Source organism: Shinella sp. GW821-FHT10F02 (assembly GCF_058809275.1).
On the sequence record NZ_JBXASL010000009.1, the window covers coordinates 13,252 to 26,869 of the forward strand.

Annotated in this window: 15 protein-coding genes; 3 read left to right on the plus strand and 12 right to left on the minus strand. The window is 63.6% G+C overall.

Translation table 11 applies throughout. From position 1 onward, the window contains the following. Nucleotides 1-21: 21 nt before the first annotated feature. From AC1RWL_RS25530 to AC1RWL_RS25555, 6 genes are all read right to left on the minus strand, one after another. Entirely contained in the window at nt 22-1,182 is a 1,161-nt protein-coding gene (locus tag AC1RWL_RS25530; protein ID WP_435266553.1) for an efflux RND transporter periplasmic adaptor subunit, read from the minus strand. A 361-nt stretch (nt 1,183-1,543) separates the two neighbouring features. Beyond that, nucleotides 1,544-2,536: an ABC transporter substrate-binding protein gene (locus tag AC1RWL_RS25535; protein ID WP_256121081.1), complete on the minus strand. Its 993-nt coding sequence runs from the start codon at nt 2,534-2,536 to the stop codon at nt 1,544-1,546. A gap of 22 nt (nt 2,537-2,558) precedes the next feature. Beyond that, complete coding sequence (locus AC1RWL_RS25540; protein ID WP_493096619.1) at nt 2,559-3,428, minus strand: ABC transporter permease; 870 nt, start codon at nt 3,426-3,428, stop codon at nt 2,559-2,561. Beyond that, the gene (locus AC1RWL_RS25545; RefSeq protein ID WP_493096618.1) at nt 3,425-4,309 is read right to left on the minus strand and encodes an ABC transporter permease; all 885 of its coding nucleotides are present in this window, start codon (nt 4,307-4,309) and stop codon (nt 3,425-3,427) included. Before AC1RWL_RS25545 ends, AC1RWL_RS25540 begins: the two co-directional genes overlap by 4 nt. A 2-nt stretch (nt 4,310-4,311) precedes the next feature. Beyond that, entirely contained in the window at nt 4,312-4,647 is a 336-nt protein-coding gene (locus tag AC1RWL_RS25550) for a hypothetical protein (protein WP_256121084.1), read from the minus strand. After that, on the minus strand, nt 4,647-5,450 hold the full coding sequence (locus AC1RWL_RS25555; RefSeq protein ID WP_435266125.1) for an ABC transporter ATP-binding protein: 804 nt from the start codon (nt 5,448-5,450) through the stop codon (nt 4,647-4,649). Before AC1RWL_RS25555 ends, AC1RWL_RS25550 begins: the two co-directional genes overlap by 1 nt. Nucleotides 5,451-5,575: 125 nt before the next feature. Between AC1RWL_RS25555 and AC1RWL_RS25560 the strand changes: the two genes are divergently transcribed. Continuing rightward, complete coding sequence (locus tag AC1RWL_RS25560; RefSeq protein ID WP_439616018.1) at nt 5,576-5,989, plus strand: cupin domain-containing protein; 414 nt, start codon at nt 5,576-5,578, stop codon at nt 5,987-5,989. Nucleotides 5,990-6,204: 215 nt separating this feature from the next. Here AC1RWL_RS25560 and AC1RWL_RS25565 read toward each other — a convergent pair whose 3' ends face one another. From AC1RWL_RS25565 to AC1RWL_RS25580, 4 genes are read right to left on the minus strand one after another with little or no spacing between them, the layout of a single operon-like run. Continuing rightward, nucleotides 6,205-6,582 (minus strand): hypothetical protein, encoded by a 378-nt coding sequence (locus tag AC1RWL_RS25565; protein WP_493096617.1) that lies wholly within the window; start codon nt 6,580-6,582, stop codon nt 6,205-6,207. Next, the gene (gene hydA, locus AC1RWL_RS25570) at nt 6,582-8,036 is read right to left on the minus strand and encodes a dihydropyrimidinase (protein WP_493096616.1); all 1,455 of its coding nucleotides are present in this window, start codon (nt 8,034-8,036) and stop codon (nt 6,582-6,584) included. Before hydA ends, AC1RWL_RS25565 begins: the two co-directional genes overlap by 1 nt. Continuing rightward, nucleotides 8,033-8,473 carry a hypothetical protein gene (locus tag AC1RWL_RS25575; RefSeq protein ID WP_493096615.1) on the minus strand — a complete coding sequence of 147 codons (441 nt, stop codon included), beginning with the start codon at nt 8,471-8,473 and terminating at the stop codon, nt 8,033-8,035. Before AC1RWL_RS25575 ends, hydA begins: the two co-directional genes overlap by 4 nt. Next, the gene (locus AC1RWL_RS25580) at nt 8,470-9,720 is read right to left on the minus strand and encodes a Zn-dependent hydrolase (protein ID WP_493096614.1); all 1,251 of its coding nucleotides are present in this window, start codon (nt 9,718-9,720) and stop codon (nt 8,470-8,472) included. Before AC1RWL_RS25580 ends, AC1RWL_RS25575 begins: the two co-directional genes overlap by 4 nt. Before the next feature lie 275 nt (nt 9,721-9,995). Between AC1RWL_RS25580 and AC1RWL_RS25585 the strand changes: the two genes are divergently transcribed. Beyond that, nucleotides 9,996-10,646, plus strand: coding sequence for a TetR family transcriptional regulator C-terminal domain-containing protein (locus tag AC1RWL_RS25585; RefSeq protein WP_435266120.1), 651 nt, complete (start codon nt 9,996-9,998; stop codon nt 10,644-10,646). Here AC1RWL_RS25585 and AC1RWL_RS25590 read toward each other — a convergent pair. Both AC1RWL_RS25590 and AC1RWL_RS25595 read right to left on the minus strand, forming a co-directional pair. Continuing rightward, entirely contained in the window at nt 10,627-11,847 is a 1,221-nt protein-coding gene (locus AC1RWL_RS25590) for an OpgC family protein (protein WP_493096613.1), read from the minus strand. The two genes, AC1RWL_RS25585 and AC1RWL_RS25590, sit on opposite strands and share 20 nt — an antisense overlap. Nucleotides 11,848-11,925: 78 nt before the next feature. Beyond that, nucleotides 11,926-12,855, minus strand: a complete 930-nt coding sequence (locus AC1RWL_RS25595; protein WP_493096612.1) for a DMT family transporter — start codon at nt 12,853-12,855, stop codon at nt 11,926-11,928. Between the two features lie 120 nt (nt 12,856-12,975). On the opposite strand from AC1RWL_RS25595, the gene AC1RWL_RS25600 reads away from it, so the two are divergent. Then, nucleotides 12,976-13,614, plus strand: coding sequence for an exopolysaccharide biosynthesis protein (locus AC1RWL_RS25600; RefSeq protein WP_256121093.1), 639 nt, complete (start codon nt 12,976-12,978; stop codon nt 13,612-13,614). Nucleotides 13,615-13,618: the final 4 nt, after the last annotated feature.

A 13,618-nucleotide genomic window follows, 5' to 3' on the forward strand; every position in this document is an offset into this window, starting at 1 on the left:
GCTATCCGCGGGGCCTTCACGTCATTTCGTGGCCGAAGCCTGTTCGGCATGCACCGGATTGACCCGGTCGCCATCGCGAACATAGGCGCCGGCCTTGGCGACCACCTCGTCGCCGGCGGCAAGGCCGCTGACGATCTCGATCACCTGGCCGTCCTGGATGCCGGTCTCGACCGGCACCAGCTTGACGACGCCATCCTCGACCTTGCGGGCCACCGTCTTGCCATCGGCCGTCGTGATGGCCGAGAGCGGCAGAACGACGCCCTCTCGCTGCTCGACGACGATCTCCGCGCTCGCAAACATGCCGGCGCGTGCCTTGCCGGGCTCGTCGAAGCGGATATAGACGCGGCCCAGGCGGCTGTCGGGGTTGAGCGTCGGCTCGATGAGGCGGATCGTGCCCGTGAGCTTGGCGGCACCGCCGGCGAGCGTCACCGTCGCCTTCTGGCCGAGCGCCAGCTTGAGGATGCCATCCTCGGAGACATCGGCCTTCAGCTCGATCTCGCCGTCACGAATGACCGTGAAGAGCGGCGAGGCGCCGCCGCTGGCAATGGCGCCGATCTTTGCCGTGCGAACGGAGACGACGCCGGCGACCGGCGACTTCACCGCCGTGCGGGCGAGCCTCAGGTCGATGTCGTCGATCTGGGACTGGGCCACGGTGATGTCGGCTTCGGAGACCGCGATCGCCTGTTCGGCGGAGTTGACGCGGGCAAGCGCGGCGTCCGCCGCGGCCAGCGCCTGGTCGGCGGCGGCCTGCGACTGCGAGCCGGACTTGACGAGTTTCTGGGCGCGCTCGCGCACACGGATGGCCTCGTCGGAATTGGCCTTGGCCTCGACGAGCTGCGCCTTGATCTGGGCAAGAGCGGCTTTCGCCTTGGCGAGCGAGGCTTCGGTCTGGCTCTTCTCCAGTACGAGCGCATCGTCGTTCAGCGTTGCGAGCGTGCCGTCGGCGGCGATCGTGTCGCCGACATCGGCGGCGAGCGTACGGATGGAAAGGCCGTCGACGAGCGGTGTCACATAGACTTCCTCGACCGCCTGCACCGAGCCGGTCGCGATGACGCGGTCGATGACCTCGCGCGTTTCAGCGGCGGTGACGACGATCGCGGGCAAGTTCTGCACCTGCGTGGTGGCGGCGGCGTCGGTCGTTGCCGCATCGGCGGCGAATAGAACAATCGGATGGACCGTCATGAAAGCGGCGACGGATAAAAAGAGGACTTTCCTGTGTCCAGAAGCCATAGGCCGAACTTTCCCAAAAGTATGACTTTACGATCGAGGTCCGGGCGTTCTTTTTAAGTTCTTGCCGGACTTATGCTGTTCCCGAGCAGATTGGCGGACACGGAAACGGCTTGGCGGCCTCTCCAGGTTCCAACTGATGGGTGTATGTAATCGGCGTCCGTCACCCTTACAAGAGGTAACGGAATGGTGCCTCATTATTTTATGCGTTTGGCATTTCCATGGCAATCGTGACGCACTGTCGCAGGTTTCGCCCCCTCAAATGAAACGTGCGGGACCTAGGCCCCGCACGCGAAAAACCTTCGGAAGGTTGGTTCTACTTCAGGGCTTCGTCCGTCACGGCATGCGTCCAGGCGCCTTCCGGCTCCTTGGAGATGACCGGGTCGGAACCACCGGCGAGCAGCGAGGCGACGGTGCGCTTGTAGTCCGCCTCGTCGAGCGCCCCGTTCGAGCCGGCCGTCAGCTTGGCGACTTCGCCCATCATGCGCTTCTGGTGCGCCTCGGTCTGGGCGCCGGTCGAGTCGTTTTCGAGCACGATGTCGGCGGCCTCGTCCGGGTTCGCCTCGGCGTATTTCCAGCCCTTCATGGAGGCGCGCACGAACTTGACCATCTTCTCCTTGAAGGCCGGGTCGGCGAGCTTGTCTTCCAGCACGTAGAGGCCGTCCTCCAGCGTCGCGACGCCCTGGTCCTCATATTTGAAGGTGATCAGGTCCTCCGGCTTGATGCCGGCGTCGAGCACCTGACCATATTCGTTGTAGGTCATGGTGGAGATGCAGGCCGCCTGCTTCTGGATCAGCGGATCGACGTTGAACCCCTGCTTGAGCACGGTCACGCCGTCCGGGCCGCCGTCGGTCGGGATCTTCAGGTGCGCCATCCAGGAGAGGAACGGATATTCATTGCCGAAGAACCAGACGCCGAGCGTCTTGCCCTTGAAGTTTTCCGGGCCGGTGACGCCGGATTCCTTGAGACATGTCAGCATCATGCCGGAAGACTTGAACGGCTGGGCGATGTTGACGAGCGGCACACCCTTTTCGCGCGTGGCGAGCGCGGAAGGCATCCAGTCGACGACGACATCGGCGCCGCCGCCGGCGATCACCTGCGCGGGCGCGATATCCGGGCCGCCCGGCTTGATCTCGACGTCGAGGCCTTCTTCCTCATAAAAACCCTTGTCCTTGGCGACGTAATAGCCGGCGAACTGGGCCTGGGTGACCCATTTCAGCTGGAGCGTCACCTTGTCGGCGGCGTGCGCCTGGAACGCGGCAAGCGAGAAGGCGCTTGCCAAAAGCAGCGATGCGATCTTCGTTTTCATGTCAGTTCCCTCTTTCTTTTTGTTACGCCTGCCCACCACGGACAGACGGGTGCCAGAACGTGACGATCCGCTCGATGAGCGCGACCACCCCGTAGAAGGCGGAGCCAGCCACCGCGGCGACCGCGATTTCGGCCCAAACCATGTCGACATTCATGCGCCCCACTTCCGTGGAGATGCGAAAACCCATGCCGACGATGGGCGTTCCGAAGAATTCGGCGACGATCGCGCCGATCAGCGCGAGCGTGGAGTTGATCTTGAGCGCATTGAAGATGAAGGGCCAGGCGGCGGGAAGACGCAGCTTCACCAGCGTCTGGAACCAGTCGGCCGCATAGGTGCGCATCAGGTCGCGTTCCATGTGGCTCGTCGCGGCAAGGCCGGAGACGGTGTTCACCAGCATGGGGAAGAAGGTCATGATGACGACGACGGCCACCTTCGACTGCCAGTCGAAGCCGAACCACATGACCATGATGGGCGCGACACCGATCACCGGCAGCGCCGAGACGAAATTGCCGAGTGGCAGCAGGCCCTTCTGCAGGAAGGGTGAACGGTCGATGAGGATCGCGACGAGGAAGCCGAGGCCGCAGCCGAGCGCATAGCCGACGAGCACGGATTTCAGGAAGGTCTGGCGGAAATCCGCCCAGAGCGTCGGCACGGAATTGATCAGCCGCACCCAGATCATGCTCGGCGGCGGCAGAAGCACGGAGGGAACGTTAAAGCCCCGCACGATGCCTTCCCACAGCACGAGGATGGTGGCGCCGAAGATCAGCGGCACGGCGATGCGCGCGGCGCGATCGGCGGCGGGGTTCAGGAATTTCCGGCGCACCAGCCATTCGTTGAAGGCCCAGGCGGCAAGCCAGAAGACGACAGCGGCGAGGAGGACGGAAAGGTTCATGTCCGTGCCCCCATGCGCTTGAGGACGCGCGTGTGGGCAATGCCGACGATGATGACGAGCAGCGCCGCGACCGCCGCCGCCATGAAGAGCGCCGCCCAGATCTGCACCGTTTGGCCGTAGTAGGAGCCGGCCAGCAGGCGCGCGCCGAGGCCGGCGACGGCGCCGGTCGGCAGTTCGCCGACGATGGCGCCGACGAGCGAAATGGCGACCGCCACCTTCAACGAGGTGAAGAGATAAGGCATGGACGCCGGCCAGCGCAGTTTCCAGAAGGTCTGCGCGGGCGAGGCATTGTAGGTGTGCATCAGGTCGAGCTGGATCTGCTCCGGGCTGCGCAAGCCCTTCACCATGCCGACGACGACGGGGAAGAAGGACAGGTAGGTCGAGATCAGCGCCTTCGGCATCAGGCCGGAAATACCGACCGCGTTGAGGACCACGATGATCATGGGCGCGATGGCGAGGATAGGGATCGTCTGGCTGGCGATGACCCAGGGCATCAGCGAGCGGTCCATCGCGCGGTTGTGCACGATACCGATGGCGAGCAGCACGCCGAGCACGGCACCCATCGAGAAGCCGAGCAGCGTCGCCGAGAGCGTGATCCACGAATGATAGACGAGGCTGCGCTTGGAGGTGATCGCCTTGTTGACGGTCGTGTCCCACAGCTCGGCAAAGACCTGGTGCGGTGCCGGCAGCACCGGCCGCTCCTGCGCCATCGTCTTCGGCAGCAATTCCATGAAGCCGATCGTGCCGCCGGCGCGCGCCGCCTGGTCGCGCTCGAAAGGCGCGTTCAGCACGACGGCGAAGACATACCAGAGTGCCAGAAGGGCAAGCAGCACAGTGCCGATAGGAAGCAGGCGGTCTCGAAGGAAGCTGGCCTGTTCCATGCTCAGCTCCTTGCCGGGGAGGGCATCAGCATGAGGCCCATGGCGACGATGCCCAGCGCCACGCCGGCAAGCTGGGTGCCGCTCAGCCGTTCGCCGAAGAACAGGAAGGCGATGATGTTGATGAGGAAAAGCTGGGTGATGGCGGAAAGCGACACTGCAAGGCCAAGCCCGCCCTCGCGCATCAGCTTCAGCATCATCAGGTTGCCGACGATGTAGAGCGTCATCGAGAGCAGCAGGTAGAGGAGGTTCGTCGTGCCGATATAGGCGCGCGACGAGGTGGCGGCGCCGATGAAAACGGCGGTCGCGGCGAAGAGCCAGAGCACGTAGGGCAGCTTCATCAGGCGTGCTCCTCGTAGCTGTGGCCGGCGCGCAGGCCCTCGCGCACCCGGTGGGCGATTTCGAGGAATTCCGGCGTCTCGCGGATGTCGAGCGGACGCTCCTTCGGCAGCGGCGACTCGATGATATCGGTCACGCGGCCGGGGCGGGGGCTCATCACCACGATCTTCGTCGAGAGATAGACGGCCTCGGGGATGGAGTGTGTGACGAAGCAGATCGTCTTGTTCGTGCGCGCCCAGAGTTCCAGGAGCTGTTCGTTGAGGTGGTCGCGCACGATCTCGTCTAGCGCGCCGAAGGGCTCGTCCATCAAGAGCAGGTCGGCATCGAAGGCGAGCGCGCGGGCGATCGATGCGCGCTGCTGCATGCCGCCGGAAAGCTGCCAGGGATATTTCTTCTCGAAGCCGGACAGGTTGACGAGATCGAGCGTGCGCGCGACCCGCGCCTTCTGCTCGTCGCGGCTGTGGCCCATGATCTCCAGCGGAAGCGCAATGTTCTTCTCGATCGTGCGCCAGGGATAAAGTGCGGCCGCCTGGAAGACATAGCCGTAGGCGCGGCGCCTGCGGGCTTCCTCGGGCGACATGCCGTTGATGGTGATCGTGCCGGAGGTCGGCTTTTCCAGATCGGCTATGACGCGCAGGAACGTGGTCTTGCCGCAGCCGGATGGGCCGATGAAGGAAACAAAATCGCCCTTTTCGACCGTGAGGTTGACGCCGGTCAGCGCGGTCACCGGGCCGTCGGCGGTCTGGAAGGTGAGGCCGAGCTCCTTGGCGGAAACGACGGTATCGGACAGGGATCGATCGGACATGCTGGTCATCTTTCGGCGCCCCTCACGGCGCGGTTTCCGGCAGACTGCATGTCCATTTCCAGCATTGCAATCGGCATTGTCTTCATTATCACTTTGGGCACGGAAATCTCACGGGGGACGAAACGATGGCGGTGGAATCGAAGGCCGAATGCCGGGTGGTGCGGCCGGGCAGCACCTATGACGGCAAGCAGGGGTTCAGCTATTTCGAGGGCATCGCCCGCGAGAGCGTGGGCGCCTCCGGCATCTGCATGCATCTCCTGACGATCCCGCCGGGCGGACGGGCGAAGGCGCACATGCACGAGAGCCACGAGACGGCGATCTACATGCTCTCCGGCGAGGCGCATACCTGGTATGGCGAGCGGCTGGAAAACCATGTCATCGTCAAGGCGGGCGAGATGTTCTACATCCCCGCCGGCGTGCCGCATCTGCCCGCCAATCTCTCCGACCAGCCGGCCTCGGCGGTCATCGCTAGGACAGATCCCCACGAGCAGGAGAGCGTGGTGCTTCTGCCGCATCTCGAAGCGCTGGTTGCGGTTTAGGCGGTGGGGGAAGGCACCCCCCTCTGTCCTGCCGGACATCTCCCCCTCAAGGGGGGAGATCGGAAGACGGCACCGGTTTCCCGAAACGGCAACACTCCGCTCGCGGCAACCGACTTGTCTTCCAGGAAGTGAGGAGTGCGCTCCTAGCCGATCTCCCCCCTTGAGGGGGAGATGTCCGGCAGGACAGAGGGGGGTATGGCTACGTCCTCCGACCGTCACTTTTCGCACCGCATGATCGGCCCCCAGCGCGTTCCGTCCGGAAAGCTGATCGTGTAACCGCCATTCTCCGGCGTCAGTGTCAGATCGTGGGGCGTCGTCTCCTCGTAGCCTTCTTCATGGCACTCCGCAGGCACCACCGTGGCACCGCCCACCTGTTTTGCCTCGCCCTTGAATTCGCAATACGAGGCCGCCGTGGTAACGCCCTCCTTGTTCAACAGGAAGAAAAAATCGGCGCCGGACGAATCGCCGGACGCCGCATATTGGCAGCCTTCCTTGTTGCCGTAGGAACCGTCGACGATGTCCGCCGCCGCCACCGCCGGGCCGGCGAGGGCGGTGCCGAGAAGGAGGACGGGGAACAGGCGGCCGGCGCGCATCAGACGCCGCTCGCCGGAATGCCGCTGCGCTCGACCTTGCGCGGTGCGGTGATTTCCTTCCACGTCGACAGTGCCTTGTTGACCGCCGTGAAGGGCTCGCGCTTGACGAACTGGCCGTGCCCCTCGCGGGTTTTTACCGTGCTCTCCTCGATGGCCACCACGCCGCGTGTCAGCGTGTAGCGCGGCAGGCCCACCACCTCCTTGCCCTCGAAGACGTTATAGTCGATCGAGGATTGCTGGCTCTTGGCGGAGATGGTCTTCGAGCGCTTCGGGTCCCACACGACGATATCCGCATCCGCGCCGACGAGGATTGCGCCCTTCCTCGGATAGACGTTGAGGATCTTGGCGATGTTGGTCGAGGTCACGGCGACGAACTCGTTCATGGTGAGGCGGCCGGTGTTGACGCCATTGGTCCAGAGCATCGGCATGCGGTCTTCAAGGCCGCCGGTGCCGTTCGGGATTTTCCGGAAATCGCCTGCGCCGGTGCGCTTCTGGTCGGTCGTGAAGGCGCAATGGTCGGTCGCGACCACCTGCAGGGAGCCGCTCGCAAGGCCGGCCCAGAGCGAATCCTGGTGCTGCTTGTTGCGGAAGGGCGGGCTCATGACGCGGCGCGCCGAATGGTCCCAGTCCTTGTTGAAATATTCGCTTTCGTCGAGCGTCAGGTGCTGGATCAGCGGCTCGCCATAGACGCGCATGCCGTTCTGCCGGGCGCGGCGGATGGCCTCGTGCGCCTGTTCGCAGGAGGTGTGAACCACATAGAGCGGCGCACCCGCCATGTCGGCGATGATGATGGCGCGGTTCGTCGCCTCGCCTTCGACGGAAGGCGGGCGCGAATAGGCATGGCCTTCCGGTCCATTGTTGCCCTCATCCATCAGCTTGGCCTGCATGGCGGCGACGACGTCGCCGTTCTCCGCATGGACGAGGGGGAGGGCGCCGAGTGCGGCGCAGCGCTGGAACGAGGCGAACATCTCGTCGTCGTTCACCATCAAGGCACCCTTGTAGGCCATGAAGTGCTTGAAGGTATTGATGCCCTTTTCCTCGACGATGGCCTTCATCTCGTCGAAGACCTGCTCGCCCCACCAGGTGACCGACATGTGGAAGGAATAGTCGCAATTGGCGCGGGTCGACTTGTTGTCCCAGCGCTTCAGCGCATCGAGCAGCGACTGGCCGGGATCGGGCAGGCAGAAATCGACGACCATCGTCGTGCCGCCGGCAAGGCCCGCCCGCGTGCCGCTCTCGAAATCATCCGCCGAATAGGTGCCCATGAAGGGCATTTCGAGATGCACATGCGGATCGATGCCACCCGGCATGACATAACAGCCCGCCGCGTCCAGCACCTCGTCGCCGGAAAGGTCCGGCCCGATCTCGACGATCTTGCCACCCTCGACCTTGACGTCCGCCTTGTAGGTGAGGTCGGCGGTGACAACGGTTCCGCCCTTGATGACTGTGCTCATTCTTCCGTTCCTTCATCGTCTTCAAAGCTGCTCGGAAATACTGAGACGACTAGCGAAAAGTTCAGATCCGCCAGACGTCGGATGACAGCTGCGTCGAACGTCGGGCAAATCGCAGCGATCCGGTTTGCATCGAAATAGATTGCAAGATCGATCTTGCGGGATGTGCCGGTCCGGGCTGCCTCCTCGAACACTTTTTCATGACGGGAGAAGACGTCATGAAGGTATTCGCCGGCGTTTCCATCGAAATCTGGTTCGCCTTGTGGGTAAAGGAAGACCTCGTCAGAGCCCGGTTTTATCCTCCAGCCGTCAATCCCGGCGACGAAATGGTCAATTTCCGTTTGAGAAATGCCTTCCACGCGCATGATGAAAGAATACTCAATCGTCGCCTTCCCGCTTTCATCCGCTGCTGCATCATCGGGAGCAACGGCTGCACTCATTCCGCAATCCCCGCCGTCTCGATCACCGCATGGAGCAGCACGTCGGCGCCGGCGGCCGCCCATTCCTTCGAAATATCTTCCGCCTCGTTGTGCGAGAGACCGCCCACGCAGGGGCACATGATCATCGTGGAGGGAGCCACCTTGGCGGTCCAGCAGGCGTCGTGGCCGGCGCCGGAGATGAGGTTCATGTGGCTGTAGCCGAGGTCTTCGGCGGCCTTGCGCACGGTCGCGACCAGTGTGGGGTCGAAGGTGACGGGATCGAAATGGCCGACGGCTTCGACGGAACAGCCGACGCCGAGCGCTTCGCAGATTTTCGGCGCTTCGGCCTCGATGCGGGCGCGCATGCCGTCGAGTTTCGCTTGGTCGGGCGAGCGGATGTCGACGGTGAAGACGACTTTTCCCGGCAGCACGTTGCGGGAATTCGGCGAGAAGAACACCTGGCCGACACCGCCGACGGCGCCGGGCTGGTTTTCCATGGCGACGGTCTGCACCATTTCGAGGATGCGCGACATGGCGAGCCCGGCATTGACGCGCATGGTCATCGGCGTCGAGCCGGTATGCGCCTCGCGGCCTGTCAGCGTGAACTCCAGCCACCACAGGCCCTGACAGTGGGTGACGACGCCGATGTCCTTACCTTCCGCTTCGAGGATCGGGCCCTGCTCGATGTGATATTCGAAATAGGCGTGCATCTTGCGTGCACCGACCTCTTCGTCGCCGATCCAGCCGATGCGCTTCAGCTCGTCGCCGAAGGTCTTTCCCTCCGGGTCCTTGCGGGCATAGGCGTAATCCTGGCTGTGCACGCCGGCGAAGACGCCCGAGGCGAGCATGGCGGGGGCGAAGCGGGCGCCTTCCTCGTTCGTCCAGTTGGTGACGACGATGGGGTGTTTCGTCCTGATGCCGAGATCGTTCAGCGAGCGCACGACTTCGAGGCCGGCCAGCACGCCGAGCACGCCGTCATATTTGCCGCCGGTCGGCTGGGTGTCGAGATGCGAGCCGATATAGACGGGCAGCGCTTCCGGGTCCGTGCCCTCACGCGTCATGAACATGTTGCCCATCGTGTCGACGCCCATGGTGAGGCCCGCGCCATCGCACCAGGCCTGGAACAGGCGGCGGCCTTCGGCGTCGGAATCGGTCAGCGTCTGGCGGTTGTTGCCGCCGGCAATGCCGGGGCCGATCTTCGCCATGTCCATGAGGGAATCCCACAGGCGGTCCGCGTTGACACGCATGTTCTCGCCGGGTGCGGCCATGTCCTATGCTCCCACGTCTTCGGGCTTTTGCAGCCCCATTTCGTTCCCACCGGCTGGCGGCGCCTTTGTTATTTTCGCGCCTTCCGATCAGCAGTTGCCTTTACTTGATAACTGTCTGATAATTTGACCGGTTGGTAAACATTACAGCTTCCGTTGTGGCACTCAAGCCGAAAAACCAAAAAGCATATGGGTGCGCCCAAGAAAATGGCGGCTGGTTAAACTGGTGAATTTGGCGGCACTTTTCCGGATCGACGGTCAAGGCCGGGGGGAGCACGATGGCATTACCGAGGGCGGCCAGGACACAGCGGCGCACACGCATCCAGGAGGCGAAGGAGGAGCAGATCCTCGAGGCGGCGCTGGAGGTGTTTTCTCTCCACGGTTTCCGTGGCGCCACCGTCGACCAGATCGCCGAGGTCGCCGGCATGTCGAAACCGAACCTGCTCTACTATTTCCGCACCAAGGAGGCGATGCACCGGGCGCTGATCACCCGCGTGCTCGATACCTGGCTCGATCCGCTGCGCGAATTCGATGCGGAGGGCAATCCGGTGTCGGAAATCCGCAGCTACATTCGCCGCAAGCTGGAAATGGCGCGCGATTTTCCACGCGAAAGCCGGCTTTTCGCCAATGAAATCCTGCAGGGCGCGCCGAACATCGAGGACGAGCTGAAGGGGCCGCTGAAGTCCCTCGTCGACGAGAAGGCGGAGGTCATCCGCGTCTGGGCGAAGGCGGGCAAGATCGCCAAATGCGACCCCTACCACCTGATCTTCTCGATCTGGTCGACCACCCAGCATTATGCCGACTTCGACGTGCAGGTGCGCGCGGTGCTGGGGCAGGAACATGCCGGCGACGGGCGGTTCGAGGATGCGGCCCGCTTCCTCGAACAGCTCTTCCTCACCGGCCTGCATGTCAGCGAGCAGCCGGCCTAGTTTCCTTCGCGGGCTCCGCTTTCGGCGGGCCGAACAGGCTGGCGGCGATCTCCTCGCGTTCGCGCCAGAGCGCGGGAAGGGCGAGAAGGGCAATGCCGGTGACGGCGATCATCGTCTTGGTGAGCTGCGACAGTTCCGGCGTGCGGCCGTCGGCATAATAGACCGCATAGACGATGGCGACATGCCAGACATAGACCTGCAGCGAATGGCGGCCGAGCAGGCGCAGGAAGCGCAGGGTGAACACGGCGGTGACGCCGCCCGCCAGCTTGCGGATCCAGAGATTGTGATGTTTCGGGCCGGCGATCAGCAGCCAGGTGAGGCCGATCGCGACGGCGGCGAAGTTGATGAGATAGACCGGGCCGAAATCCGCACGGATTTCCATCGTCGCGAACTTGTCGAGCACGGATTGCGGTAGCAGGTCCCACGCCGTGACGATGCGTAGCGGCAGGAAGAACAGGCAGATGGCGAATGCGGCCTTCGGCAGCAGCGTCTTTTCCGGCGAGAAGATGCGCTCCCAGTCGATCTTGTTCTGCGCCGTCAGCGCGCCGATCACCAGAGCGGAGAAGAAGACGATCTGCCAGCCGAGCAGGTTGAAGCTCGTGCGGATGCCCTGGCCGTCCGAGCCGGTGAAGAAGGTGTGCAGCGGATCGGTGATGAAGCGTTGCAGGCCGAGCTGTGCGGCCATCCAGACGATCAGCGAGCCCGCCAGCACATGCGCCCACTTCCCGCGCAGGCAGAGCCAGACGAGCGGCGGCGCGAACAGCATGTAGACGATATATTGCGGCAGGATATCCATGAAGGTCGGCTGGAACAGGAAGGTGGCGATGGCCACCAGACGCAACGGCTCGTCGAAATTCGTGGTGCCGAGCCAGTTGTACCAGAGCCGGTAGGCATCGGGCAGCACCATCTGCACGACGAGAATGGCCATCACCGTGCCCATGGCATAGCGATAGAGTTCGAAGGCGCGGTTGCGGATGAGCTGACGCCCGACGTCATAGCCGTATTTCAGCATCTTGCGGGCATAGACCATGCCGATCAGCAGGCCGGAGAGGAAGACGAAGCCCTGGGCGTCCTCGACAAAGGCGAACTGACGGTGGTTGACTTCCATCATCCAGTAGCCGCCGACGAAGATCAGGTGGTTGATGAGCATGAAGACGAGGAAGTAGCCCCGCATGCCATCTATGATGTCAAACCGCTTCAAAATATGCGCTCCGTCATTATTTTTCGTGCGCCCCAACGGGGCCCGAACGCACGAGACGGAAGATCGTTCCCAGAAAAATCAGTCTGGCAGGAAGGCCATCAAGGCGAGGCCGCAGGCCGTGATGAGCGCGCCGAGGGCAACCTGCGGGCTCGCCCAGCCGTGGCCAAGAAGGCCTTCGAGCAGGATGATGAAGCTCGGCGTCAGGTAGCCGTAGCCGAGCACTTTCGAGGCCGGCAGGCGCATCGAGGCATATTGCAGGAGCAGGAACGTGCCGGCCGTGGTGACGACCGCGAGATAGGTGACGGCGGCATAGACGGCGAGCGGCAGCGCGGAAAAATCCGTCTCGACAAGGCCGCGTATGCCCGGCGGGATCAGCCAGAGTGCGGCACCCACCGTCACCCAGAAACCGAAGGTGATGGCCGGTTCGCCGCGGTCGAAGCGGCGGATCAGCGGCACGTAGAGCGCGTGGCAGATGACGCCGGCAAAGAAGATCATCTCGCCCGTGCCGACATCGAAGGCGAGGATGGCATCGATATTGCCGCGGAAGATGACCCAGACCGCACCCGCGGCGGCAATGAGCAGGCCGGCGAGCACGCCCGGCCGTGTCCGCTGGCCCAGCACCGGCAGGGCGAAGCCGGCGCTCATCAGTGGCATCAGGGTGAAGACGGCGCCGGTGGCGATGGGGCTGGTGAACTCCAGCGCCCAGAACATGGTCAGCATGTAGAGCGCGATCAGGCCGCCGAGCAGGAGGAAGCGCCAGGCCTGTTTCGGCAGGGCGAGCGGAACCTTGAAGACACCGAAGGCGAGGGCGGCCATGACGACGATCGTCATGAGGTAGCGCCAGAGCGTCAGCGGCTCGGCCTCCATGGTGCGCGCCGCGAGCCCGCCGAAGGAGAAGGACCCGGCAATCAGCACCGCGAAGAGCAGCATGGCGATATGGCCTTTGAGCTTTTCGCGGCCTGTGGCATGAACACTGAGGCCCGCCCGGGCCGGCATACGCTTCGTCAAGAAAATGATCCTATGGTCTCGCCTGCGGCACGGTCATAGACCGCGTTGCCGTTCTGCGCCACTCCACACAGGATTGCCGCAATTCTCGCCCAAATCCGACGGCACAGAAGAGGACATGCAATGACGTCAGCCATCGGCTTCAAGGACACGGACCGCAAGACGAGCGAATTGCTCGAAGACATCATCAACGCGATCAAGGGCGAGCACATCACGCTGCGCGACCTGCTGTCGATGATGGGCGAAAGCGGCCTGCTGCTGCTCTGCGCCTTCCTGTCGCTGCCGTTCCTGTTTCCGGTCTCCATTCCCGGCGTGTCGACGGTGTTCGGCGCCGGCATCGTGCTGATCAGCGCCGCGATCACGCTGAACCGGCTGCCCTGGCTGCCGCAAAAGGTCGCCGACCGGCGGCTCGAAAGCGGCAAGTTGCGCCCCGTGCTGGAGCGCGGCGTCAAGTTCCTGCGCAAGATCGACCGGTTCTTCAAGCCGCGTCTGATCGGGCTTACCTCCGGCGCCGTGATGAATCGCGTCAATGGTCTCGTGCTGATGGGGGCGGGTCTCCTGCTCATGGCGCCGCTCGGTCTCATTCCCTTCTCCAACACGCTGCCCGGCGTCGCCATCCTGCTGCTCGCCGCCGGCATTTCGCAGCGCGATGGGTTGGTGGTGCTGGGCGGATACGTGATGGTCGTTCTGACGATCGTCTATTTCGCCGGGCTGGCACTTCTGGCCTATAGTGCGGGGCAGAGTTTCAGCCTCTTCGGGTGAGTTC